The organism is Citreicella sp. C3M06 (assembly GCF_018860705.1).
GTDB lineage: Bacteria > Pseudomonadota > Alphaproteobacteria > Rhodobacterales > Rhodobacteraceae > Salipiger.
In genome coordinates this window covers 16,384-39,985 of record NZ_JAHKQA010000105.1, presented here as the reverse complement: position 1 = coordinate 39,985, position 23,602 = coordinate 16,384, and the positions used below count along the sequence as shown (strand labels likewise).

The following is a 23,602-nucleotide window of genomic DNA, read 5'->3' as shown; positions in this document are numbered from 1 at the left end:
GCCACCCGCAAGGGGTTGGATCAGACCGGAATATCCTGAAGATCCCACACCGCGTAGAGCGAGCGTTCGCCCACCCGCGCCATGCGCGCAAGCGTGGCGGCAAGCGCCACGGCATCGCCATCGTCGATGCATTGCACGACATCGGCCGAGATCCGCGTCAGCGCGCTCATCCCGATCTGGTCGGCAATCGCGCCAAGCGTATGCGTGCATTTGCGCATCTCGGCGAAATCCGACGTTTCGTAAAAGCGATCAGCCTGCCCGAGCCGATAGGCAAGTTCTTCCATGGCCCGGCACAGGACATCTTCGCCCTCTTGTGCACCGAGCCGCTGGTAAAGTCCTTCCAGTCGTTCGGGATTCAAACCAGCCTTCTCGCTCGGCGAAAGCACTGCAACCTGTTCCACCACGCGTCCTATCCTTTATCGTGACCCCACGCTGTCAGGGGATACAGATCCATAGTTCCCAAAACGTTAGACCCGGATCATTTCTTCTCTCGAATTCCAGCAAAATTCAGCGTATTCCCGGGGGATCACCATGCGACCAGGAGGATGTGATGCACCGAGCGCGACCTCTCCCACAGTATCTTATCCAGCGCTATCACGGCTGGAAAGCGACAAGCTATGCGGAGAACCACGCATGGTTTCGTCGGCTTGCCTCGCAAGGGCAGCATCCAAGGGCGATGATTATCTCATGCTGTGACAGCCGCGTTCACGTAACGTCGCTGTTTGGTGCGGATACCGGCGAATTCTTTATCCATCGCAATATCGCCAATCTCGTGCCGCCCTACGAGCCCGATGGCAAGCAGCACGGCACCTCGGCGGCGATCGAATATGCTGTCTGCGTGCTCAAGGTGGCGCATGTCATCGTCATGGGGCATTCCAGCTGCGGCGGCGTGCAGGGGTGCATCGACATGTGCTCGGGCAATGCGCCGGAGCTCGAGGACCAGTCGAGCTTTGTCGGTCGCTGGATGGATGTTCTGCGTCCGGGCTATGAGAAGGTGAAGGATCTGCCGGCCGAAACCCGTCCGAAGGCGCTGGAACATGAGGCGGTGCTGACGTCGATCGGCAATCTGCTGACGTTTCCCTTCGTGCGCGAGGCCGTCGAGTCCGAGGATATGACCCTGCACGGGCTTTGGCACGAGATTGGCACCGGCAAGATCGAAGTCTTCGATCCCAGCGAGGACGGCTTCGTCGAGATCTGATCTCAGGTATGAAGAACCGCCGAGCGTCCGTCTGCTGACATCGTCAGCGACGGGCGGCCAAGGCGGTCAGACAGCGTCTTTAGTGGAACGCCGATGGCGGCACCGGTGCTGATCGCTTCCCCGGTGTAGCTCTCGACGAAGAGCATGCGTCCGTCACGGAAATGCAGCTCATAGCCTTTGAGAGCAAGCGCGGCTGACAGGCTTTGCCAGTCGCGGGCGGTGTCGAGCAGCGGGCGCAGCACGATGCGCAGCATCGTTGCGGTTTCGGTATCAAGCGGGCGATGAAGCGAACTGGACATGGCCGGACCTTTCAGGGTGGGGGCCGTGCAAGCTTGCTGGGCGTCGGTTAATCAATGCCTGACGTGGCGCTCGTTGTGTGATCTGCCCGTGCCAATCCCAGGCAGCACGAACCTGCACGCCAGCTGGCTTTCCCGCGCCGGTCGGGGCTGTCTCTCGCGGAACCGCTGGCTGCGGGCGAGGGCGAAACAAGCGGTTTCGATGCAGGCGCGCTCCGACAGGAGCTTGCTTTGTCACGGCTTCTGGTCCGTGTGCAGCGTCGTTCTTACCGCCGGGAAGGCCGGTGAACCGGTCCACGCCAGCCCCCGTGAAACCTGCCTTTGGCAAAGGGGCGGTGCGCGATGTTCGAAATATCTTTCTTTTTAACGAAAGCGGCGGCGTCCCGCAGGAGCGCCGCCGCCAGCCCGTCAAAGTCAGGAAAAGGGCGTCGTTTCAGCCCTTTTTCAGCGCTTTCTGGCCAAGGACCTCGGCGATCTGAACCGCGTTCAGGGCCGCGCCCTTGCGCAGGTTGTCCGACACGCACCACAGGTTCAGACCGTTGTCGATGGTCGAATCCTGACGGATGCGGCTGATGAAGGTGGCAAAATCGCCGACGCATTCGACCGGGGTGATGTAGCCACCGTCTTCGCGCTTGTCGACAACCATGATGCCGGGGGCCTCGCGCAGGATGTCGCGGGCCTCGTCCTCGTCAAGGAACTCCTCGAATTCGATATTGATCGATTCCGCGTGGCCAACAAAGACCGGGACCCGCACGCAGGTCGCGGTGACCTTGATCGACGGATCGACGATCTTCTTGGTTTCGACGACCATCTTCCATTCTTCCTTGGTCGAGCCGTCCTCCATGAAGACGTCGATGTGCGGAATCACGTTGAAGGCGATCTGCTTGGGGTATTTCTTGGGCGGCACTTCGGTCACGGGGTTGTAGATCGACTTGGTCTGATCCCAGAGCTCGTCCATGCCTTCCTTGCCGGACCCCGACACCGACTGGTAGGTCGAGACCACGACGCGCTTGATCTTGGCGCGGTCATGCAGCGGCTTGAGCGCCACGACCATCTGCGCGGTCGAGCAGTTGGGGTTCGCGATGATGTTCTTCTTGGTGTAGCCCATCACGGCGTCGGCGTTCACTTCCGGCACCACCAGCGGAACATCGGGGTCGTAGCGATACAGCGAAGAGTTGTCGATCACCACGCAGCCGGTCTTGGCGGCCTTGGGGGCGTATTCTTTCGTGGCCTCGGAGCCGACGGCGAACAGCGCAATGTCCCAGCCGGTGAAATCGAAGGTGGCCAGATCCTTGATCTTGAGAGTCCGCTCGCCAAAGCTCACTTCGCTGCCGAGCGACCGGCGCGAGGCCAGCACGGCAATCTCGTCCACCGGGAATTCGCGCTCGGCAAGAATGTTCAGCATTTCACGGCCCACGTTGCCGGTGGCGCCGACGACGACGATCTTGTAGCCCATCGGAGTCTCCTTCAGACTTTCACACTCAGGTGCCCCCTGGCACCCGGGCGGGTTGGCGCGCGTCATACCGCAAGGACTGGGTCTGCGAAAGAGGAGAGTAGGGGCGGGCTCGCTACGCGCGAATCCCCGGTGCAGCAAAGCCGGCCCGCGTTCGGACAAGGTTTGCCGGTTTTCCGGGCAACTGCCGGCATTGGCGCTGGCAAAATCCCCCCGTCTTGCCCAAATGCAACGCGCTCGGTGAATTTTCGCCCATTTGTGCAAGTGCAGAAATTCCAGACTTGTCTAGGGAATGGGCAATCGCGTAGGAAATCCGTAGTTTTGATCACAGGTTAGGCATCGCTTGCTTCAAGCCAGCCAGACCGCCGCAGGATCTTTCATCCAGGTGCGGGGCCTTACGATAGTGACTTTGACAGTACCACGTATGTGGAAGGAAGACCGGAATGCTTTATTGGCTCGTCACGTCCCTTACGCGAGCGCAGAAACAGGTCCTCTTTCTGCTGACAGATATCGCAATGGTCGTGCTGTCCATGGTTTCGGCCCTTCTCCTGAACGCCGCGGTCAATCCTGATCATCCGCCCCTTGAGCAACTGATACCGCTGATTGCCGCGACGGGTTTGGCCGGGGCGGGCGCAAGCTGGTACTTCGGGCTGCCGAAGTTCACGCTCAACGCCTATGACACGCGGGGCATTACCCGCACCGCAGGGTTTGCCGCCATCAGCGCGGTGGTGGCGGTGCTGATCAACAAGACGATGACGCCGCAGCTGTCGCTGCCGCTCTTCTTCAACTTCGGTCTGATTCTCGTGGTTCTCGGCGCAAGCTGGCGCATTCTTGCCCGGTACCTGACGCTTGAAATCTACAAGCGCGGGCTGAACCGGATGCGGGTGCTGATCTATGGCGCCGGGCAGACCGGCCAGCAACTGGCCGCCGCGCTGCGCCACGACAACAAGATCGACCCGGTCTGCTTTGTCGATGACAACCCGACGTTGCAAAGTCAGGTCGTGGCGGGGCTCCGCGTGCACGCGCCCTCTGCCATCCCCGAGATCATCCAGCGCCGGTCCATTGATCGCGTGGTGCTGGCGATGCCGTCGAGCAGCCCGCCGCAGCTGGCGCGCATCGCCCACAAGTTGCGCACCATCGGCTGCGAGGTCCACGCGCTGCCGTCCTTTGCCGAGCTGGTTGGCGAGCGCGAGCTGCGCAAAAGCGTCACCCCGGTGTCGCTGGACGATCTGCTGGGCCGCAACCGGCTGGAATCCGAGCTTCCGGGCGTCAGCCATGCCTATTCTGGCCGGCGTATTCTGGTGACCGGCGCGGGCGGGTCCATCGGATCGGAACTGTGCCGCCAGCTGATCGCCTGCAAGCCCGAATGCGTGGTGCTGGTCGATCATTCAGAGCTGGGTCTCTACAACATCGAGAAAGAGCTGAAGGACCTGACCGCCGGCATGACCATCGTGCCGGTCCTTGGCTCGGTTCTTGACGCGAACCTGATGGCGCGGACGATGGAGGTGTACCGCATCGAGGCGGTGCTTCACGCTGCCGCCTACAAGCATCTGCCACTGGTGGAATGCAACGTGCTGTCGGGGCTGAACAACAACGTTATCGGCACCAAGACACTGGCCGAGGTGGCGCGCGAAGCCGGGGTCGAGCGGTTCATTCTGGTGTCTTCGGACAAAGCCGTGCGGCCGACCAACGTGATGGGTGCGTCCAAGCGCCTGGCGGAACTGGTGGTGCAGGATCTGGCGACGCGCAGCACCGGCACCCGGTTTTCGATGGTGCGGTTCGGCAATGTTCTGGGCTCGTCCGGATCGGTGATTCCGCTGTTCGAAGAGCAGATTTCGCGCGGGGGGCCCGTCACCCTGACCGATCCGAAGGTGACGCGCTATTTCATGACGATCTCGGAAGCGGCGCGGCTTGTGCTTCTGGCCGGGTCGTTCGCGCGGGGCGGCGATGTCTTCGTGCTCGACATGGGCGCGCCGGTGCCGATCAAGAAGCTGGCTCGGCAGATGATCGAAGGCGCGGGCTATTCGGTGCGCGACGACAAGAACCCCGATGGCGATATCGAAATCGAGGTGACCGGCCTGCGCAAGGGCGAAAAGCTGCACGAAGAGCTGCTGATCTCTCCCGACATGCTGACCACGCCGCATCACAAGATCATGCGGGCGCAAGAAGGCTATCTGTCGGAATTCGAGATCGCCACGGCGCTCAGGGAACTGCGCAGCGCGATTCACAGTCTCGACGAGGGGCAGGCGCGGGATATCATCGCGCGCTGGGTCGAACATGGCGAAGACGAGGTCGACGCCAGTGAGGCGCAACGGGTCTGACGGCAGGGCCGGCTGAGGGGGCAGGATGCCTCCGGCGGGAGTTTATCTGGCAAGATGAAGAGGGGGCGCGTCCGGACCGGGCGCGCCCCTGTTCTGTTGTCGGGATACGGGCGCGGGGCGGGCGTTACCGGCCCGGAATATCGTCGCGGGCGGGGGAGGGATCCCACTCCTCGATGATCGCCGTGGCTTCGTCGGCAGTTTCGACGAAGCGGAACAGGTCGAGATCTTCGGGGCTGATGGTGCCTGCGTCCTCGAGCGCGTCCCAGTTGATGATCTTTTCCCAGAAGGCCCGACCGAACAGCAGGAAGGGCACGCGGCTCATCCGGCCGGTCTGGATCAGGGTGAGCGCCTCGAACATCTCATCAAGGGTGCCGAAGCCACCCGGAAACACGCAGATCGCGCGGGCGCGCATCAGGAAGTGCATCTTGCGGATCGCGAAGTAATGGAAGTTGAAGCACAGGTCGGGCGTGACATATTCGTTCGGGGCCTGCTCGTGCGGCAGCACGATGTTGAGGCCGATCGATATGCCGCCTGCCTGCTGTGCGCCCAGATTGCCTGCCTCCATCACGCCGGGGCCACCGCCGGTGGCGACGATGAATTCACGGTTGCCCGAAGCGATGGATTTCTCGGTCATCTTCTGCGCGAAAAGGCGGGCCTCTTCGTAGAAATGCGACAGATCGGCGAGGGTCTTGGTGCGGGCGCCGCCCTTTTCCGCCGGAGAGGGGATGCGGGCCCCGCCAAACAGCACGATGGTCGATTGCACGTCATGCTCATCGAGGATCAGCTGCGGCTTGAGCAGTTCGAGTTGCAGACGCACCGGCCGCAGTTCGTCCTTGCACAGGAACGACTCGTCGGCAAAGGCCAGCCGGTAGGATGGGGCACGCGTCTGCGGCGTGTCGGGGATCTGTTCCGCGGTCTTGCGGTCGCGACCAGCGTCGCGGAAGATCGAATGGCGTTCGTCGTTCATGCGGAGGGCATCCCTTCTGCTGCGCCTTACATAGGTAGTCGCATCCCATGCGTCGCGCCAGCGGGCAAAGACGAAATTGCCTTGAAATTGTGCGAATTCGCTCAGAATGCTGCGTTCAGCGCCAGCCAGGCGGCGGTTTCGGAGCATATCTGTACCGCGCCGAGCACGTCTCCGGTCTGCCCGCCAAGGGTGGTTCTGGCGCGCCATGCTACCAAAGTGGCGGCAGCGGTGGCGGCGGCGATGGCGATCAGGCCAGCCCAGCCGAGCGGGAGTGCCAGCAATAGCGCCAGCGCCGCACCGGGCAGCCATGCCGACCCGCCGCCCTGCGCCGACGCTCCCAGCCCGCCCGCGCGGGCGGGGGGCAGCAGCGCCAGTACCAGCACCATGGCAAGGCGGCTGATCACTGCCGCCAGCATCAGCGCAACGCCTGCGCGTGGCATGGTGGACAGCGCCGATGCGCCCAGCCCGCAGACCATCACCAGCGCCAGCACGCCGAAGCTGCCGACCCGGCTGTCGCGCATGATCTCGAGCCGGTGCGCGCGGTCACGGCCTCCGGCGGCGTCGGCCATATCGGCGAGCCCGTCGTGATGCAGCCCGCCGGTCGCCAGCGCCATCGCCGCCAGCGCGGCAAAGCCACAGGGCAGCGGGGCCAGCCCCAGCGCCGCGCCGCCCGACAGCGCGCCCCAGCCGATCAACGCCACCGGCAGGCCGGTCAGCGCAAACGCCCAGCGGGCGGCGGCGATGTCGGGAACGTCGCCCTTGATCTGCCCAGCGGGCAGCCGGGTGAGCAGCATCAGCGCAAGGCGCGCCTCGTCGAGGCGGCTCACCCGGCTGAGACCCCGGCCTCGGCAAAGGTCGCCATGCCGGAATGGCAGGCCAGCGCCCCGCGAAGCACGCCAAGCGCCAGCGCAGCGCCCGAGCCTTCGCCGAGCGCCATGCCAAGGTCGAGGATGGGGCGCTTGCCCATCGCCTCACACAGGCCGCGATGGCCCGGCTCGGCGCTGGCGTGGCCGATCAGGCAATGATCGAGCAGCCCGGGGTTGGCGGACCAGAGCGGCGCGACCGAGGCGGTGCAGATGAACCCATCCAGCAACACCGGCACCCGGTGCAGCCGTGCGGCCAGGACCGCGCCGCAGATCGCCGCCTGTTCGCGCCCGCCAAGCGCCGCAAGCTTGCCCATCGAGGTGCGTGCGGCATGCAGCGACACACCGCGCGAGATCACCTCGGCCTTGTGGGCCACCGCTTCGGGATTCGATCCGGTGCCGCGCCCGACCCAGGTTTGAGCATCGCCGCCAAGCGCGGCATGGGCCAGCGCGGCGGCGATGGTGGAATTGCCGATGCCCATCTCGCCAAGGATCAGCACATCGCCCGGCGTTACGGCGGCCGCGCCGCGCTGCATCGCATCCAGCGTTTCGGCCTCGCTCATCGCAGGGCCTGCGGTGAAATCCTGCGTCGGGCGGTCGAGATCGAGCGCCACCACCGACAATTCGGCCCCGTTGAGCCGACACAGCTGGTTGATCGCCGCGCCGCCCCGTTCGAAATTCGCGACCATTTGTGCGGTCACCGCTTGCGGGAAGGGGTTCACCCCTTGCGCACAGATGCCATGGTTGCCGGCAAACACCAGCGCCTGCGCCGCGTCCAGTGCGGGCAGGGCGCGGCCCTGCCAGCTCGCAAGGAATTCGGCCAGCTCTTCGAGCCGCCCCAGCGATCCCGGGGGCTTGGTCAGCTCGGCCTGCCGGGCCCGCGCTGCGGCGGCGGCAGAAGCATCGGGCGCGGGCAGGGCCAGCGTGGCGACATCGTCGATATGGTGGATCGGCAGCATGGTCATTTCACCTTGATCGGGTGGCCCGCGACGCAGAGCCAGAGCTCGTCGCAGCTGCGGGCGATGGATTGGTTCACCAGCCCCGCCGCGTCGCGATAGGCGCGGGCGAGGGCATTTTCAGGCACGATCCCGTCGCCGACCTCGTTGGTGACAAAAATCACCGGCGCGCGCTGCGTAGGGATCAGCGCCGCCAGATCGTCGGTGGCGGCCTGCCAGTCGGCACCTGACAGCATCAGGTTGCTCAGCCACAGCGTCAGGCAATCCACCAGCCGGGGCGCATCGCCATCGGTGTCGCGCAGCGCCTGCGCCAGCGCCAGAGGCTCGGCCACGGTGCGCCATTCCGCTCCGCGCCGGGCTTGGTGTCGGGCGATGCGGTCGGCCATCTCGGCGTCATGCGCCTCGGCCGTGGCGATATAGATCGCCGAGGCGCCAAGCCCCAGCGTCATGTCTTCGGCGAGGCGGCTCTTGCCAGAACGCGCGCCTCCGGTGATCAGGATCGACTTTGCCATGGCGCCGTGACAAATCAGGTTCTGCGTGATTTGGAAAGCCTCTATGACCCCGCCCGACCCATCCGAAATGATCCTGATCCGGCACGCCGCTGCCGACCACAAGGGGCGGCTGTGCGGACGCAGCGATGTGCCCGCGATCCTGCCCTTGCCCGTGATTCCGAGGCCCTTGCGCGACTGGCTTGCGCCCTGCGCGCTGGTGTGCAGCCCGGCGCTGCGCTGCCGCCAGACGGCACAGGCGCTGTTTCCGGATCGGCTGCCGGATTGTGACCCGGCGCTGTGGGAACAGGATTTCGGCGCACAAGAGGGGATGGCGTTTGCAGAACTGCCCGACCTTGGCCCGATGAGCCGCTCCGATCTGGCCCGTCACGCCAGCCCCGGCGGCGAAAGCTTTGCCGATCTGGTGGCGCGGGTGGCTCCGGCGCTGGAGCGACACGCGCAGCGCCCCGGCCCGCTGGCGATCGTCGCCCATGCGGGAACGGTGCGCGCCGCGCTTGGCCTTGCGCTGGGAGATCCGGCGCAGGGGCTGGCCTTTGAAATCGCACCGCTGTCGGTGACCCGGCTGCGACGACTGGACGCGGGCTATGCAATCCTCAGCGTCAACGGGCTGCTGGCATGATGTTCGCCGGAGCCATGGCGCTGGCGCTTATCGTCGATGCGCTGCTGGGCTGGCCTGACTGGCTGTTTCGCCGCCTGTCGCATCCGGTGGTGTGGATCGGCGCGCTGATCTCGGCGCTTGATCTGCGCTGGAACCATGGCTCGGCGGCCCGCCGACGGGTTTTTGGCGGGATCTGCGTCGGTGCGGTGCTGGCGGTGGTGATCCTGCCGGCGGCGCTGGTGCAATGGGCGCTGCCGGGCGGGCTCTGGGGCGGGGCGCTGACGGCGCTGTTCAGTTGGCCGCTGGTCGCCGCGCGCTCCCTGAACGATCATGTCGTGGCTGTGGCGCGCCCGCTGGCAAGCGGAGACCTTGCGCAGGCGCGTGCCGCCGTGTCGCGGATCGTCGGGCGCGATCCGATGACGCTCGGGCAGGCGGGGATCGCCCGTGCGGCGCTGGAGAGCCTTGCAGAAAACGCCTCGGACGGGGTGATTGCGCCGCTGCTGTGGGGGGCCGTCGCGGGCCTGCCGGGGATCGCCGCCTACAAGGCGATCAACACGATGGATTCGATGATCGGTCATCGTAACGCCCGCTATGAGGATTTCGGCAAGCCCGCCGCGCGGCTTGACGATCTGGTCAACCTGATCCCGGCGCGGCTGACCGGCGCGCTGCTGGCGTTGGCATCGGGGCGCTTGCGCCTGTGCCTGCGCGCCATGATGCGTGACGCGGGCAAGCACCGATCTCCCAATGCCGGATGGCCGGAAGCGGCGCTGGCCGCCGCCGTCAGCGTGCGCCTGTCCGGCCCAAGGGTCTATGGCGGCACCGTCGCCGACGAGCCATGGGTCAACGATGGCGCGCCTGACCCGGATGCGGCGGCGATGCGGCGCGCCATTGCACTGTATCGGCGGGCGATGCTGCTGGCCGCCCTGCTGCTGGGCGGTCTGGCGCTGATGTGATCAGCTCAGTGCGGGGTGGGGATGTGCGAATGCACTGCTTGCGCTAGGCTCTGTGCATCAGACGGAAGGTTGCTATGCCCGCGTTCGACCCCACCCTTGCCGAAATACGCTTTGGCTGCGGCCTGTCGCCGAACATCGCGCCCGCCCAAAGCGTGGCGGCGATGCTGGCCACGCTGCAAGGGCCGGACCTTGCCGCCGCCCGCCATCCGATCGAGCCGTTCGATACGTTCCGTGCCCGCATCGTGCGGTACAACGAACAGGGCAGGTTGCGCAGAGATTCGCGCGGGACCGCCGCTGAGAAGACCGCGCTCAAGGCGATGCGCGTAATGAACAAGCAGGCGCGGCAGGCGCAGATGACATGGCTTGGCCAGTCGCTGGCCCGTTGCGTGACCACGCAGGCGCCGTTTCGCGAACGGCTGTCGGCGTTCTGGGCCGATCATTTCACCGCGCAGGGCAAGGCGGCGTTGATGCGCCGCGCCGTGTCGCCCTATGTCGAAGAGGCGATCCGCCCACATCTGTCGGGCCGCTTCGAAGATCTGCTGATTGCCGCCGTCACCCATCCGGTGATGGTGAGCTATCTCGATCAGCGCGGCTCGGTCGGGCCAAACTCGCCGCGCGGCAAGAAGTCCGGGGGCGGGTTGAACGAGAATCTCGCGCGCGAGATCATGGAGTTGCACACGCTGGGCGTTGGCGGCCCCTACACGCAGGGCGATGTGCGCGCGCTGGCCGAGCTGCTGACCGGGCTGACCTTCAATCCGCAGGTCGGGCGGGTGTTTCGCAAGGATTCCGCCGAGCCGGGGCCCGAAACGGTGCTTGGCAAGGACTATGGCGGCGATCCCGCCCGGCTGACCGACATCGAATCGGCGCTACGCGATCTGGCGCGCCACCCGGCCACGGCGCGCCATCTGGCCCGCAAGCTTGCGGTGCATTTTGTCGCCGATATGCCCGACCCGGCGCTGGTGCAGGTGATTGAGACCGCCTTGCGCGACAGTGGCAGTGATCTGTCGGCGGGCTATGCGGCGATGCTGGCGCATCCGGCGGCGTGGAATGCCGCGCCCGGCAACGTCAAGCGACCGTTTGAATTCATGGCCTCGGCGCTGCGCGCCTTGGCGATGCCGCCCGAAAGCTTCGTGCCGCTCAAGGAAAAACGGTTTCGCGAATACATCCAGTATCCGCTCCATCTGATGGGCCACAGCTGGGAAAGGCCGGTCGGCCCTGACGGGCTGTCCGAAGACGACAGCGCATGGATCACGCCGCAGGGCCTTGCCGCGCGGCTGCAATGGGCGCTTTCGGTGCCACAGATTCTAGGCGGCACGCTGCCCGATCCGCGCGAATTCCTCATCACCGCTCTGGCTGGGCGGGCAACGCCGGCGGTGCAATTCGCCGCGCAGGCGGCGGAAAGCCGCGCCGATGGGGTGGGGCTGATCCTTGCCTCTCCCGCCTTTCAGAGGAGCTGAGTCCATGACGCTATCACGGCGCGCCTTCCTGACCCGCTCGGCGCTGATCGGCTGTTCCCTGGCCGCCAGCCCGCTGGTGACGCCGGTCACCTTTGCGGCGGCGCCGGGCGACAACCGGTTGGTGGTGATCATTCTGCGCGGCGCGATGGACGGGCTTGCCATGGCGCAGCCTTGGGGCGATCCGGCGTGGAAGGCGCTGCGCGGCGCGGCGCTGCCCGATGCCGACGGCGGGCCGCTTGATCTGGACGGGCGCTTTGCGCTGCACCCGTCGATGGCCGGGCTGATGCCGCTATGGCAGGCGAAAGAGCTGAGCGTGGTGCACGCTGTCTCGACTCCCTATCGCGACAAGCGCAGCCATTTCGATGGGCAGGATCTGCTCGAAGCCGGGGTGGCGGATCTGGCCAGCGGCGCGCGGCGCGACGGCTGGCTCAACCGGATGCTGCAACATTATCCGGGCATCGGCACGCAGACCGCATGGGCGATTGGCTCTGATCCGCTGGCGGTGCTGCGCGGCGCGGCGCCGGTGGCCCGCTGGGCGCCCGAGGCGGATCTGGCGCTGAGCCCGCAGGCGATCCGCCTTGCAGAGCTAGTGATGCAGGATGACCCCGCCTTTGCAGCCGCCATGTCCGAGGCCTTTCGCATCGCCGATGGTGACGGTGATGCGTTGGAGAGCGCGCTCAGCCCGCAGGAGATGGGCGAGATGATGGGCGCCGACATGGCCGCCGCCAGAGGCCCCGGCGAGGCGCGCCTTGCCGCTTTCGTCGCACAACAGCTGCGCGCCGATGCCCGGATCGCGGCATTCTCGATCACCGGCTGGGATACCCACGCGCGGCAGGATGCGCCGCTGGGCCGGGCGCTCGGCCGATTGTCGAGCGCGATCCTGACGCTGCGCGACGAGCTTGGCCCGCAGGCATGGCAGCGCACGGCGGTGGTGGCGATGACGGAATTCGGGCGCACGGTGCGCTTCAACGGCACCGGGGGCACCGATCACGGCACCGGGGGCGCGATGCTGATGGCGGGCGGCGCGCTGCGCGGCGGGCGCGTGGTGACGGATTGGCCCGGACTGGACGAGGCGGCACTGAATGATCGGCGCGACCTGATGCCGACGCGCGATCTGCGCGCTCATGTCGGCTGGCTGATGCGCGGCCTCTTCGGGCTCGAGGCCGGGGTTCTGGAACGCGAAGTGTTTCCCGGCGTCGAGCTTGGGGGCGATCCGCGTCTATTGCTGTAGCGGCCTTGGGGCGGCTCTCTGGCCGAGGCCCTGAACACCCCTCGATATGCTGCGCGCGCAGCGTGTCCGCCTGCACCGTTTACAGATCTCGCTGGCTTTGTCGCACAAATCGGGTGAGGGACGTTTTTTCCCTTTCCTCAGAGTAGGCACAGCGACAGCCATGCCAAGCGCAGAATAGCGCTTGAGCACGGCGATACGGAGTTGGATTTCTGCGACCTGCCTGTTGAAGTCCCGTGCCATGAGAGATTGGCCCGTCCGTTTCCGGCAGAGCCTCCACTGACCGACCAGAACGCAGGACGCGCATCGCAAAGCAATGTCACGACAGGTTTGGTCTCGACGCGGCTTCGGCGTGGGCAGCCGCTCCAACGTCGCCAGAGTGCGCGCCCTAGGTATCGTAAAGCGTTTGGACAGGGTGATGGTCTCGGAGACCGCTTCGACGCGAGGAGCAGGTGTTGCCGTCGATGCCGCCCGAGGATCGCGCTGAAGACGAAGCATGTGCTTCCCCGGCAACTCTTTCGACTGGGACAGAAGGTGAAGCCAATACTCGTCGAGCTGATCGGCAGCTCGTCTGCCTCTCGTCTCGGCGATCCGGGTGGATCACGTGCGAGGCGAAAATGCGATGGGGGTGAGGTGTAATGGCTCTTCAGCTTGGTCGAGATGCAACGGCTAAAGTAGTCGATCCCACATTTAACGTAGCTAAACGAGGAGGAAACGGGCTCCTACATGGTCTGCGGATCCTAACAGCTCAGAAGGGCTGTAGATAGACCAATGTATTCCATAGAAGTAGTGGTGCCCAGGAGAGGACTCGAACCTCCACGGCCTTGCGGCCACTGGCACCTGAAGCCAGCGCGTCTACCATTCCGCCACCTGGGCACAGGTGGTGAGGGGGCGTTTAAAGTTGGTAGGGGGGAGTGTCAACAGAGTTTTTCAAATTGTTTTCCCTCTTTCGCAACGGCACCTTGTCGGGGCTACCCCGGACCGGTATTCAGGGCGCAACAGCCTCGCACAAGGAGCAGTCAGCATGAGCAAACTCGTCACGATCTACGGTGGCTCGGGCTTCGTCGGGCGCCATGTGGCGCGGCGCATGGCCAAGCTTGGATGGCGTGTTCGCGTTGCGGTGCGGCGCCCGAACGAGGCGCTGTTCGTCAAGGCATATGGCGCCGTCGGCCAGGTCGAGCCGGTGGTCTGCAATATCCGCGATGACGCGTCGGTGCGTTCTGTCATGCTGGGCGCGGATGCGGTGGTGAACTGTGTCGGGACCTTTGACGCCAAGGGCAAGAACAGCTTCGAGGCGATCCAGCATCAGGGCGCGGAGCGCATCGCCCGCATCGCCGCCGAACAGGGCGTGGCCCATATGGTGCAGCTTTCGGCGATCGGTGCCGATACGGACAGCGCCAGCGCCTACGCCCGGTCCAAGGCGCAGGGCGAAGAGGCCGTGCTCAAGCACATGCCCGGCGCGGTGATCCTGCGTCCGTCGGTGATCTTTGGCCCCGAGGACAGTTTTTTCAACCGGTTCGCCGGCATGTCGCGCATGGGTCCGGTGCTGCCGCTGGTCGGCGCCGAGACCAAATTCCAGCCGGTCTACGTCGATGACGTGGCGCATGCCGCCGTGCTGGGCGCGACGGGCGAGGCCGCACCCGACGTCTATGAACTTGGCGGACCAGAGGTCGCGACGTTCCGGGCGTTGATCGGGCAGATGCTGACGGTGATCCGGCGTCGCAGGGCGGTGGTGAACCTGCCGTTCGGGCTTGCTTCGGTGATGGGCAGTGTTTTCGAGACGCTGGCCGGGCTGAGCGGCGGCATCATTCCGGCGCAGATCACCCGCGATCAGGTGGCCAGCCTGAAATCCGACAATGTGGTGTCTGCCGGGGCGCGTGGTTTTGCCGAGCTTGGGATCACCCCGACCTCGCTTGAAGCGGTGCTGCCCGACTACCTGTGGCGGTTCCGTCCCTCGGGCCAGTACGACCTGATCAAGGAATCCGCCAAACACATGCGGCAGGGCTGACCGAAAGATCGCCTTGCGGCGCAGTATCGGACAGGACGGCGGGCCGCTGTTCTGCTGAACGCGCTCAGTGACGTCGGCGAAGGCGCGCCAGCGTTGCGCTGATGCAGCAGCCCTGCGGGGCAGAGGCCGCGATGCAGGTCTGACGGCCCAGCCAGCTTTCGCACGAGGACACGACGGGGCAGCCGCGGCAACTGGTGACCATCCGGGCGTATTCCTCGGCCTCGAGCCTGCCGCAGCGCATCTCTTCGGCGAGACTGAGCCCCATGACCCGCGCAACGCTTCGGGTCATCCAGAAATGTCGCGCGGGATCTCCAAGGGGACGTGGCATCGGTCTCACTCTGCTTGCAGTCTGGTCCTCAGGTCGGCGAAATGCGCGCGGTTGCCGCAATTGGCTGGCGTGTCACGCAGCGCCTGTTCGGGCTGGGCGAGCCAACGCTGGCAGCCCTGCACCCAAGCGCAGCCGCGACAGCGTTCGATCATCGCTGCCCATTGCTCTTGCGTCAGGTGGCCGTCATTGCTGGCGGTGGCAAGATCGGTGCCGTTGGCGCGTGCCATGCGCTGGACCAGCCAGTAATGATCGGTCCGTGCGCCCAGTGGCCGAGGGCGGCGCGTGTCTTGCGCCTTCGTGGTTGGCGGGGTGTCGAACATGTTGGTTTCCTCTCCCATCGGTGCGCCCTGTCAGGCGTCGCGCAAAGCCTCGAACAGGGTCAGGTTGCGGCAGTAATGCGGGGCTTCGGGGGCAACATCGGTGCGCGCGGCCAGCCATGATTCACAGGCGCCGGGCTGGGTGCAGTTGGTGCAGCTGAGCACCGCGTCTTCGATCGCGTCAAGGTTGAGTTTGCCGCGCAAGATCTGTTCTTCGAGATCGACCCCCAAGGCGGATGCCATGTGGTCGACAAGCTTTGCGTGACGCTCAAGCGGATTGGGGCTGGGCATATCTTCATTCCCCCATGCTGGGTATGTCGGATGATCGTTCCGACATCCTAGCAAGGTGGAGAGGCGGTGCCTTTGATGCAGGTCAACGCTCGCCCTTTGCGTGCAAGGGGCGTGACGTGGCTGGCATCTGGCAGGGGTCAGTTGGTGGCGCGGTAGGTTTCGGCGGTGCGGCGGACGATCTCGATCCGGGCCGCGTTGGGCGGGTGCGAGCCAAGGAAACGATCGCCCGGATCGGGGATGCGGGTGAAGAACGCTGCGCCTTTCAGCGGATCATACCCGGCCTTGATCGCAAGGATCGTGCCCAGTTGATCTGCCTGAAGCTCGTATTCCTTGGAAAAGGTCCGCGCGCCCACGGACGCCCCGAATTCCTCGGCAGTGCGCACCGCCGCATCGTCGGCGCCGGACATGGCGGCAAGGCCGGAAAAGATGATAGCGCCAACCGCCGCATCCTCTTCGACGCGGGCAAGATGCCCGAGGATGTGATGCGCCGATTCATGACTCATGACAAATGCCAGCTCGTCGGGGTTCTGCACCGAGGCGATCATCGCAAGATTGAAGGCAAGAATCGGGCGCCCGTAATCGTCGAGCGTTTGAAAGGCATTGGCCTCGGCGGCGGGCCGGTCGTCGACAACGATGAGAAAGTCGCAGTTCAGCCCGCGGGTGCTGCGCCGGCATTCGTCTTCGACCACCGGCTCGACGGTGGTGGCAACGTCGATGAACTGGCGGGTCGCCCGTTCGGCGCGCTGCTCTGCCAAGGTCGATGGGGCGCTGCCGGTCGGCGTGGTCGCGATCGGAACGGCCCCGCAGGCCGCAAGAGCGAGAAAGAGCAGCGGCAGGAAGCGGCGCATGGCGAACAATGCCTTATTCGGGACTATCATGCCCCAAGCATAGGCGCGCCGGAAGGGCGGCGCCAGACATGCGACCGGCCGCCCGGCGAATTTCAGGGATAGGCAGCCTTGATGCAACGGGCTAGGCTGGCGGTATGTTCAGCATAGAGCACGAATTCGACGCCACGGTCGTCACGCTTGTCGACGAGGGCGCCCCACATCTTCAGGAAGACGTGATCGTCTCCGGGTTCGAGGAATGCGTAACGGTCGAGCAATACGACCCGCGCACCGACAGCGTGAACAAGATCACCCTGTCGATGACCCAGATGCGCGACCTTGCCGCCGCGCTTTCGCTGCCCGAAGGGGTCTACGTGCGCAGCAAGGCGGATTAGGGCTCGACCCGGAAAAGCTTGTCGCGTGAGGTGGCGCCGCGCAGCAGCGTCAGCCGCGATTTCGGCACGCCAAGCGCTTTTGCCAGCAGCTTGATCACGGCGGCATTGGCCTTGCCGTCTTCGGGCACGGTGGTGACATAGACGCGCAGCGCGCCGTCTTCGTCGCGGATCTCGTTGCGCGAGGCCTTGGGCGTCACGCGCAGCTCGATCAACGCGCCGGGCGTTGCAAGATGGGGCAGGGTGGGCTTGGCCATAGGGTCTCCGTTGGGCTGAAGCAGCGGTAGCAGGGGCGGGCAGGCCCGGCAACGGCGGCTTCGGGTTGAAAGCCCGCGCCGAAAGCCTGACATAAGGGCTGACCCTTCAAGGAGATGCGCATGCCCGTTCCCAATCCCGCAGCGATGGAGTTTCTGCTGAGCCGGCGCTCGCGTCCGGCCAAGACGCTGACCGGCCCGGCCCCCGACCGCACGGCATTGCTGCCGATCCTCGAAGCGGCGGCGCGCACGCCCGATCACGGCAAGCTGGAACCGTGGCGGTTTATCGTGCTGCAGGGCGACGCGCTGGCCCGTCTGGCCGAGGCGGCGGGCGCACGCGGCACGGCGCTGGGTCTGGCCGAGGACGTCGCGGGCAAGGGGCGCAAGCAATTTGCCGACAGCCCGCTCTGCGTCGCCGTGGTGGAATCGCCCAAGGACAGCCCCAAGGTGCCCGCCATCGAACAGACCTATTCCGCCGGCGCGGTCTGCCTTGCGCTGCTCAATGCCGCGCTGGCCAGCGGTTGGGGGGCGAACTGGCTGACCGGCTGGATCGCCGAAGACCGGGAGTTTGTCGAGCAGACACTGGGCCTTGCCCCGCATGAGCGCATCGCCGGGTTCCTGCATATCGGCACCGAAACCTCGGCGCCGCCGGATCGCCCGCGCCCGGATCTGGATGCTGTCGTAAGCTGGGTCTCGGAATGATCCCCGGCGCGTTTCTGGCCGCCGTCGGCCAACTTGGAGATCCGCGCTTTCGCATGGTGCTGCTCAAGGGGGTGGGCATCACCATCGGCATTTTCGTGGCGATTTACGTGCTGTTCGTGCAGGTGGTCGGCTGGTTCATCGGCGATGGGGTCAACCTGCCGTGGGTCGGCACGGTGACTTGGGTCGATGATGCGGTCAGCTGGGGCGCTGTCCCGCTGATGCTGCTGCTGTCGGTGGTGCTGATGGTGCCGGTCGCCTCGGCAGTGACGGGGCTGTTTCTCGATGATGTGGCGCAGGCGGTCGAAGACCGTCACTATCCGGGGCTGCCCCCGGCAAACGAGCTGAGCCTGCTGGACAACATTCGGGATTCGCTTGGGTTTCTTGGGGTTCTGGTGCTTGCGAACGTGGTGGCGCTGGTGTTGTACCTGCTGCTCGCCCCGCTTGCGCCGTTTATCTTCTGGGGGCTGAACGGCTTTTTGCTCGGGCGGGAATATTTCACCCTTGCGGCGATCCGCCGGGTGGGGCGCACGGGCGCGGCGCAGCTGCGCCGCCGCTACCTGCCGACGATCTGGATCGCGGGCGTGCTGATGGCGGTGCCGCTGACCATCCCGCTGGTGAATCTGCTGGTGCCAATCCTTGGCGCGGCGACCTTCACCCACCTGTTCCACCGTCTCGAGGCGCGCGCCGCGAGACGCTAGGATCACAGCTCGGGGCGCGGGCTCATCCGCTGGAACATCCACGAATCGAGTTCGCGCACCGAGATCACTCCCGACAGGATCACCCAGGCCGCAAGTGCCCAGATCACCGCCGCAATGCCGGTGGTGATCAGCGCCTTGCGGCGCAGGTTGTGAACCTCGGGGCTGCTGGCATGGGTGCCGTGCACCACCTCGCCGCGATCGCCCTGGGTTTCCAGCCGGAACGGGATGACGCACAGAAAGGTCATGAACCAGATGACCGCGAACAGAACAAGGCCTGAAACCGGATCCATTAGACCTGCTCGAGCTCGGTCAGGGTGCCCTGAAAATCCTTGGGATGCAGGAACAGAACCGGTTTGCCATGCGCGCCGATCTTCGGCTCCCCATCGCCAAGCACCCGTGCACCTTGCGATTTCAGATGATCACGCGCGGCGATGATGTCTTCGACCTCGTAGCAGACATGGTGCATCCCGCCCGAGGGGTTCTTGTCGAGAAACGCCTTGATCGGAGAGTTTTCGCCCAGCGGATAGAGCAGTTCGATCTTGGTGTTGGGAAGTTCGATGAACACAACCGTGACGCCATGGTCGGGCTCGTCCTGCGGCGCGCCGACATTGGCCCCAAGCGTGTCGCGATACTGAGCCGCGGCGGCTTCAAGGTCGGGAACAGCGATGGCGATGTGATTCAGGCGGCCGATCATGGGTGTCTCCTCCAGACGTTGACGCTGAGGTTATCGCGCAAGGGGGCGAGGCTCACAAGATGGGTGCGACGTTAACCCGCCATTAGGAACAATTCGTGAAGACTGTGATGGAACCTTGATGGAGAGTGTGATGACCGACTCGGATGCCCTGCCTTCGATCCCGCGCCCCACGGCGAGCCGTCCTTTGCTTGGCATGACCGTACTCGTGGTCGAGGACAGTCGTTATGCCTGCGACGCGATCCGCCTGCTGTGCCTGCGCAGCGGTGCGCGAATCCGCCGCGCGGATTGCCTGCAATCGGCGCGGCGGCACCTGCGGGTCTATCGCCCGACGGTGGCGGTGATCGATATGGGGCTGCCGGATGGTTCTGGGGCGGAACTGATCTCGGAACTGGCGGCAACCATGCCGCGGATTTCGGTGATCCTTGGCACCAGCGGCGATACTTTCGCCGAAGATGTGGCGATGGCTGCCGGGGCCGACGGGTTTCTGCCAAAGCCAGTGGACAGCGTGATCGGCTTTCAGAACATGATCATCTCGAACCTTCCGGCCGAGCGTCGCCCGCGCGGGGTGCGTATGGTCTGCGATGAAACGGTGCGGCCCGACCCGCTGGCCTATCGCGATGACATGGCCCATGCGGCGGATGTGCTGGGCGATGATGGCGACGAGCGAATGCTGGACTACGTGACCGCGTTCCTGCGCGGCGTGGCTTTCAGCGCGGGGGATCATGCGCTGGTCGATGCCGCCGATGGGCTTGCCGACGCCCGCTCGGACGGGCGTCCGACTAAGTCGGACATCGCCCGCATTGCCGGGCTGGTGCAGGACAGGCTCGCGGATCGGGTTGCGATCTGAACCGGGCGTTCGCCGCCCACAGGACCAGCAAGTGCAAGCATGCTGGCGGAACGTATCTCAAGCCGGGCGTGTCGCCATCGGCGCTCACTGCTGACGTCCTTCAGTCCTTGGGTAAAGATTTTTGCGCGAAACGCTTCGCTACGGTGCAGGTTCATGAATCTTGGCGGAGTCTCGCTCGCAGATCATCCGGTCGTGCCCGTCGCTCAGCGCTGTTTGCGCCGAGCGTGCCGGACGCTCGGCGGTGGTCACGCGCCTTTACCAGCCGCGCAGGATGGGCCAGTCTTCGGTGATCTGCATCCCGTCGCAAACGGCAAAGGCCGGATGCATGGCAACCGTGGCGCAGGCATGATTCGGGTAGATGCGCAGGCGGCTGCCGATGGGCAGTTCGGGCAGGGTGCCACTGCTGCCGGGCCGCAGGGCGAGGATGCCATGTTCCTGGCTCACAGCTCTGACGACAAGATCGCCAAAAGGCGTTCCATCCAGCGCAGCCACAAGGCCGTAGCCCTGATCGACAGGCATCGCCGCGGTGCCGTGATCCTTTGACAGCGCCATGAAACCCGCGTCGGTGACGATCCAGCCGCGGCTCGGCTGGTGGCCGATAACCGTGGTGACGACGCTGGCGGCAATGTCATCCACCGTGCCGACGCCAAGCCCTGCCATCATCAGATCGGACAGGGTGTAGACCCCGGCGCGCAGTTCGGTGATCCCCGTAAGGTCCGTGCCGTACCATGCCGTGGGGGTCGATCCGACGCTGATCACCGGGCAGGGCAGCCCCGCGTCCGTCAGCGCCTTGGCCGCCACGAGCGCACCATCGCGTTCTTGCGCTGCCAGCGCCTGCATCGATGCCGGATCGAAACAGCCGTAAGACGCGCCGCCGTGGGTGAGAACCCCACGCAGCGCGGCACCCGCGTCAAGGATGCGGCCGATCTGCACGATCTCGGGCGCATCGGGGGCAAGCCCGGCGCGGGCGCCGTCGGTGTCGATCTCGATCAGCGCCGGGATCGGCGTGGGACAGCTGGCAACCGCTTCGGCCTGCGCCACGCTGTCGAGAATCACCGCGATGTCGACCCCCGTCGCCCGCAGCGCGGCGACTCGTGGCAGCTTGGCTGGCGCGATGCCAACCGCATAGATCAGGTCGGTTGCGCCCGCTTCGGCAAAGGCCTCCGCTTCTTGCAGGGTCGAGACGGTTGCGGGCGCGCTCATCGCGCCAAGGATCGCCTTGGCGGCAGGCACCGATTTCACCGTCTTCAGATGCGGGCGCAGGGTGACGCCAAGCGCGTCGGCTCGGGCGCGCATTCGAGCGCAATTGGACATAAGGCGCGCCTTGTCGAGCGCAAGGAAGGGCGTGTCACGGGTGTGCAGATCCTGCATGGAACCTCCGGAAAGTCAGGGGTGGGCGAGCGCTGGCGGCCGTTGCCCGGGCCAGTCGGTCGCACGGTGATAGGCATCGGACATGGCAAGGATCGCCGCGTCGCTGCCAGTGGGGCCAAAGAGCTGCAGGCCCATCGGCAACCCGCTGTCCGAGAACCCGGCGGGCAGGCCCATGCAGGGCAGGCCGGCAAGGCTTACCGGCACGACGATCTCCATCCAGCGATGATAGCTGTCCATCGCCTTGCCCGCGATCGTCGAGGGCCAGCGCCAATCGAACGGAAACGGCCAGACCTGCGCCGAGGGCAGGACCAGCGCATCGAATTGCGTGAACAGCGTGGCGGCGCGGCTGTACCAGTCCGAACGGATGCGCGCGGCATCAAAGAAGGCGGCCATGGGCAGACCGCTGCCCTGTTCGATCTCCCACAGCGATTCTGGCTTGGTCAGGGCCCGTTTCTCTGGATCGTCGCGCAGCGCACGCTTGGTATTGGCGTTGAGCCCGGCGCGCAGCGTGGTCCAGGCTGTCCAGAGATCGTCGGCGGCGAAGGGCGGCGCCACCGGCTCGACCGTGGCTCCAAGCGTTTCGAACACCTGCAGCGCCTGTTCTACGGTTTCCAGAATTCCCGGCTCGGTGGGGTAGGCCCCGCCCCAGTCGCCAAGCCAGCCGATGCGCTTGCCTGCAAGACTTTCGCCAAAACGGGCAGTGAAATCCTCGGGCTGTCGGCCAAAGGGCACTTGGGGGTTGGGCCCGGCCAGCACCGACAGCAGCAGCGCCACGTCGCGCGGGCTGCGCGCCATTGGCCCTTCGGTCGACAGGGTCGACAGAAATGTCTCGTCCCCGGCGTCCTTCGGCACGAGTCCCCAGCTCGGGCGAAAGCCGTAAACGTTGTTGAACGCCGCCGGATTGCGCAGCGACCCCATCATGTCGGAGCCGTCTGCAAGCGGCAGCATCCGCGTGGCCAGCGCTGCCCCGGCCCCGCCCGAAGAGCCGCCCGCGCTGCGCGTCAGATCATAGGGATTGCGCGTCGCGCCGAAGATCGGGTTGAAACTGTGCGAACCATGGCCCCATTCCGGCGTATTGGTCTTGCCGATCAGGATCGCCCCGGCGGCCTTGAGCCGGGCGGCGACCAGAGCGTCGGCCTCGGGCACGTGGTCTGCGAACACCGGCGATCCAAAGGTGGTCCGGATGCCTTGGGTTTCGACCAGATCCTTGACCGCGATCGGCATCCCGGCAAGCGGTCCGGGGTGGGGCGCGGACTCATGGGCTTCGGCCTCTGCAATCAGCTCCTCGCGCGGGCGCAGCGAGACGATGGCGTTGACCTGCGGGTTCACCGTCTCGATTCGGTCGAGGAATGCCTCCATCACGCTGCGGGCGGACAGCCCGTCGCGCATCCGGGCCACAAGGTCGCTCGCGGCAAGGGTCGTGGGGTCGAAAGCGGTCATCGGCAGGCTCTCCTCTGGGGCGTTGCGCCGGTTCTGGCACGCGGCGGGCTGGGCTGGAACCCTTGGCCGCCGGATGGTGCAACGGAGGCCGCACCGCATGGAATAAAATGGGCGATTTTTCCGCTTGACCCAGCCGCGCGGCTCCCTTAGATCGCCCCTCACGGTTTGGCGGAGTAGCTCAGTTGGTTAGAGCAGCGGAATCATAATCCGCGTGTCGGGGGTTCAAGTCCCTCCTCCGCTACCATTAATCCCAAACAGTATCCCCTCCTCGCCCTAAGAGCAGGGTTGAGCAGCTGGGAGTATTCGTTCTCCTTTCGTGCAGTTCCAGCTTCCGAATGGTGGATACGCCAAGCGCCGAAGCGCGATTCAGATAGTGAGCTTCTAGGATCGACTCGACGTCTTTAAGGCTGTGCTCAGTGATAGTGGCGATTTCCGCTGTCGTGCATTCCGCCCGTGCGAGCCGAGTCACGGCGGTGCCACGCAGATCGTGGAAGGTGAGCCCGTCAAGCCTTTGATCCAGCCAAGGTGATGGCGGCGTCCGGCGATCTAGAGTCTGCCGATCGTGCGACATTTTAAGGCGAAATGCCGGTGGATGTCGCGGCGGCACGCGCCTGTTGCTGCGGTGCGGCGGATTTTG

At 65.5% G+C, this 23,602-nt stretch carries 27 protein-coding genes, 2 tRNA genes and 1 pseudogene; 12 read left to right on the top strand and 18 right to left on the bottom strand.

Annotation, left to right across the window (positions count from 1 at the left end; genetic code table 11):
* Positions 1–20 precede the first annotated feature (20 nt).
* Complete coding sequence (locus tag KO516_RS23580) at positions 21–359, bottom strand: hypothetical protein (RefSeq protein WP_252737877.1); 339 nt, start codon at positions 357–359, stop codon at positions 21–23.
* 191 nt (positions 360–550) lie between these two features.
* On the opposite strand from KO516_RS23580, the gene KO516_RS23575 reads away from it, so the two are divergent.
* Complete coding sequence (locus KO516_RS23575; protein ID WP_216006235.1) at positions 551–1,198, top strand: carbonic anhydrase; 648 nt, start codon at positions 551–553, stop codon at positions 1,196–1,198.
* A gap of 2 nt (positions 1,199–1,200) precedes the next feature.
* Here KO516_RS23575 and KO516_RS23570 read toward each other — a convergent pair whose 3' ends face one another.
* Both KO516_RS23570 and KO516_RS23565 read right to left on the bottom strand, forming a co-directional pair.
* Complete coding sequence (locus tag KO516_RS23570; RefSeq protein ID WP_216006234.1) at positions 1,201–1,497, bottom strand: hypothetical protein; 297 nt, start codon at positions 1,495–1,497, stop codon at positions 1,201–1,203.
* Between the two features lie 430 nt (positions 1,498–1,927).
* Entirely contained in the window at positions 1,928–2,950 is a 1,023-nt protein-coding gene (locus tag KO516_RS23565) for an aspartate-semialdehyde dehydrogenase (RefSeq protein WP_216006233.1), read from the bottom strand.
* A 440-nt stretch (positions 2,951–3,390) separates the two neighbouring features.
* On the opposite strand from KO516_RS23565, the gene KO516_RS23560 reads away from it, so the two are divergent.
* Positions 3,391–5,268: a nucleoside-diphosphate sugar epimerase/dehydratase gene (locus KO516_RS23560; RefSeq protein ID WP_216006232.1), complete on the top strand. Its 1,878-nt coding sequence runs from the start codon at positions 3,391–3,393 to the stop codon at positions 5,266–5,268.
* Positions 5,269–5,392: 124 nt separating this feature from the next.
* On the opposite strand, the gene KO516_RS23555 is transcribed toward KO516_RS23560, so the two are convergent.
* The 4 genes from KO516_RS23555 to cobU form a co-directional block, all read right to left on the bottom strand.
* Positions 5,393–6,235, bottom strand: a complete 843-nt coding sequence (locus KO516_RS23555; RefSeq protein ID WP_216006231.1) for an LOG family protein — start codon at positions 6,233–6,235, stop codon at positions 5,393–5,395.
* Positions 6,236–6,336: 101 nt separating this feature from the next.
* Positions 6,337–7,062: an adenosylcobinamide-GDP ribazoletransferase gene (locus KO516_RS23550; RefSeq protein WP_371742148.1), complete on the bottom strand. Its 726-nt coding sequence runs from the start codon at positions 7,060–7,062 to the stop codon at positions 6,337–6,339.
* Positions 7,059–8,057, bottom strand: coding sequence for a nicotinate-nucleotide--dimethylbenzimidazole phosphoribosyltransferase (cobT, locus tag KO516_RS23545; protein WP_371742147.1), 999 nt, complete (start codon positions 8,055–8,057; stop codon positions 7,059–7,061). Before cobT ends, KO516_RS23550 begins: the two co-directional genes overlap by 4 nt.
* A 2-nt stretch (positions 8,058–8,059) precedes the next feature.
* Positions 8,060–8,566: a bifunctional adenosylcobinamide kinase/adenosylcobinamide-phosphate guanylyltransferase gene (cobU, locus tag KO516_RS23540; protein WP_216006229.1), complete on the bottom strand. Its 507-nt coding sequence runs from the start codon at positions 8,564–8,566 to the stop codon at positions 8,060–8,062.
* 43 nt (positions 8,567–8,609) lie between these two features.
* Between cobU and KO516_RS23535 the strand changes: the two genes are divergently transcribed.
* The 4 genes from KO516_RS23535 to KO516_RS23520 all read left to right on the top strand — a co-directional run bounded on the left by KO516_RS23535 (position 8,610) and on the right by KO516_RS23520 (position 12,802).
* Positions 8,610–9,182, top strand: a complete 573-nt coding sequence (locus tag KO516_RS23535) for a histidine phosphatase family protein (protein WP_216006228.1) — start codon at positions 8,610–8,612, stop codon at positions 9,180–9,182.
* Positions 9,179–10,114 (top strand): adenosylcobinamide-phosphate synthase CbiB, encoded by a 936-nt coding sequence (gene cbiB / locus KO516_RS23530; RefSeq protein WP_216006227.1) that lies wholly within the window; start codon positions 9,179–9,181, stop codon positions 10,112–10,114. Before KO516_RS23535 ends, cbiB begins: the two co-directional genes overlap by 4 nt.
* A gap of 74 nt (positions 10,115–10,188) precedes the next feature.
* Positions 10,189–11,571: a DUF1800 family protein gene (locus KO516_RS23525; RefSeq protein WP_216006226.1), complete on the top strand. Its 1,383-nt coding sequence runs from the start codon at positions 10,189–10,191 to the stop codon at positions 11,569–11,571.
* Between the two features lie 4 nt (positions 11,572–11,575).
* The gene (locus KO516_RS23520; RefSeq protein WP_216006225.1) at positions 11,576–12,802 is read left to right on the top strand and encodes a DUF1501 domain-containing protein; all 1,227 of its coding nucleotides are present in this window, start codon (positions 11,576–11,578) and stop codon (positions 12,800–12,802) included.
* Positions 12,803–12,946: 144 nt separating this feature from the next.
* On the opposite strand, the pseudogene KO516_RS23515 reads toward KO516_RS23520, so the two are convergent.
* Both KO516_RS23515 and KO516_RS23510 read right to left on the bottom strand, forming a co-directional pair.
* Positions 12,947–13,203: pseudogene (locus tag KO516_RS23515) on the bottom strand (hypothetical protein); the annotation flags it as partial.
* Between the two features lie 386 nt (positions 13,204–13,589).
* A tRNA-Leu gene (locus KO516_RS23510) sits at positions 13,590–13,675 on the bottom strand.
* 148 nt (positions 13,676–13,823) lie between these two features.
* On the opposite strand from KO516_RS23510, the gene KO516_RS23505 reads away from it, so the two are divergent.
* On the top strand, positions 13,824–14,807 hold the full coding sequence (locus KO516_RS23505) for a complex I NDUFA9 subunit family protein (RefSeq protein ID WP_216006224.1): 984 nt from the start codon (positions 13,824–13,826) through the stop codon (positions 14,805–14,807).
* Positions 14,808–14,871: 64 nt separating this feature from the next.
* Here KO516_RS23505 and KO516_RS23500 read toward each other — a convergent pair whose 3' ends face one another.
* From KO516_RS23500 to KO516_RS23485, 4 genes are all read right to left on the bottom strand, one after another.
* A complete protein-coding gene (locus KO516_RS23500) occupies positions 14,872–15,135 on the bottom strand; it encodes a DUF6455 family protein (protein ID WP_216006223.1) in 264 nt (87 codons plus the stop codon).
* 5 nt (positions 15,136–15,140) lie between these two features.
* Complete coding sequence (locus KO516_RS23495) at positions 15,141–15,455, bottom strand: DUF6455 family protein (protein ID WP_216006222.1); 315 nt, start codon at positions 15,453–15,455, stop codon at positions 15,141–15,143.
* Between the two features lie 30 nt (positions 15,456–15,485).
* The gene (locus tag KO516_RS23490; RefSeq protein ID WP_216006221.1) at positions 15,486–15,743 is read right to left on the bottom strand and encodes a DUF6455 family protein; all 258 of its coding nucleotides are present in this window, start codon (positions 15,741–15,743) and stop codon (positions 15,486–15,488) included.
* A gap of 137 nt (positions 15,744–15,880) precedes the next feature.
* A complete protein-coding gene (locus KO516_RS23485) occupies positions 15,881–16,591 on the bottom strand; it encodes a M48 family metallopeptidase (protein WP_216006220.1) in 711 nt (236 codons plus the stop codon).
* A 134-nt stretch (positions 16,592–16,725) separates the two neighbouring features.
* Here KO516_RS23485 and KO516_RS23480 point away from each other — a divergent pair, with 134 nt between their 5' ends.
* Positions 16,726–16,962: a hypothetical protein gene (locus KO516_RS23480; protein ID WP_216006219.1), complete on the top strand. Its 237-nt coding sequence runs from the start codon at positions 16,726–16,728 to the stop codon at positions 16,960–16,962.
* On the opposite strand, the gene KO516_RS23475 is transcribed toward KO516_RS23480, so the two are convergent.
* Positions 16,959–17,216, bottom strand: a complete 258-nt coding sequence (locus KO516_RS23475) for a DUF167 domain-containing protein (RefSeq protein ID WP_216006218.1) — start codon at positions 17,214–17,216, stop codon at positions 16,959–16,961. The two genes, KO516_RS23480 and KO516_RS23475, sit on opposite strands and share 4 nt — an antisense overlap.
* Before the next feature lie 120 nt (positions 17,217–17,336).
* Here KO516_RS23475 and KO516_RS23470 point away from each other — a divergent pair, with 120 nt between their 5' ends.
* On the top strand, positions 17,337–17,915 hold the full coding sequence (locus KO516_RS23470) for a nitroreductase (protein ID WP_216006217.1): 579 nt from the start codon (positions 17,337–17,339) through the stop codon (positions 17,913–17,915).
* Positions 17,912–18,613 (top strand): EI24 domain-containing protein, encoded by a 702-nt coding sequence (locus tag KO516_RS23465; protein WP_216006216.1) that lies wholly within the window; start codon positions 17,912–17,914, stop codon positions 18,611–18,613. Before KO516_RS23470 ends, KO516_RS23465 begins: the two co-directional genes overlap by 4 nt.
* 2 nt (positions 18,614–18,615) lie before the next feature.
* Here KO516_RS23465 and KO516_RS23460 read toward each other — a convergent pair whose 3' ends face one another.
* Together KO516_RS23460 and mce are read right to left on the bottom strand one after the other, a co-directional pair.
* On the bottom strand, positions 18,616–18,903 hold the full coding sequence (locus tag KO516_RS23460) for a DUF1467 family protein (protein WP_216006215.1): 288 nt from the start codon (positions 18,901–18,903) through the stop codon (positions 18,616–18,618).
* On the bottom strand, positions 18,903–19,307 hold the full coding sequence (mce, locus tag KO516_RS23455; protein ID WP_216006214.1) for a methylmalonyl-CoA epimerase: 405 nt from the start codon (positions 19,305–19,307) through the stop codon (positions 18,903–18,905). The genes KO516_RS23460 and mce overlap by 1 nt, the downstream gene beginning before the upstream one ends.
* A 130-nt stretch (positions 19,308–19,437) precedes the next feature.
* Here mce and KO516_RS23450 point away from each other — a divergent pair, with 130 nt between their 5' ends.
* Complete coding sequence (locus KO516_RS23450) at positions 19,438–20,154, top strand: response regulator (RefSeq protein WP_216006213.1); 717 nt, start codon at positions 19,438–19,440, stop codon at positions 20,152–20,154.
* A gap of 255 nt (positions 20,155–20,409) precedes the next feature.
* Here KO516_RS23450 and KO516_RS23445 read toward each other — a convergent pair whose 3' ends face one another.
* Together KO516_RS23445 and KO516_RS23440 are read right to left on the bottom strand one after the other, a co-directional pair.
* Positions 20,410–21,525: an alanine racemase gene (locus KO516_RS23445; RefSeq protein ID WP_216006212.1), complete on the bottom strand. Its 1,116-nt coding sequence runs from the start codon at positions 21,523–21,525 to the stop codon at positions 20,410–20,412.
* A 15-nt stretch (positions 21,526–21,540) separates the two neighbouring features.
* Positions 21,541–22,965 (bottom strand): amidase, encoded by a 1,425-nt coding sequence (locus KO516_RS23440; RefSeq protein ID WP_216006211.1) that lies wholly within the window; start codon positions 22,963–22,965, stop codon positions 21,541–21,543.
* 167 nt (positions 22,966–23,132) lie between these two features.
* Between KO516_RS23440 and KO516_RS23435 the strand changes: the two genes are divergently transcribed.
* A tRNA-Met gene (locus KO516_RS23435) sits at positions 23,133–23,209 on the top strand.
* The last annotated feature ends 393 nt before the right edge of the window (positions 23,210–23,602 follow it).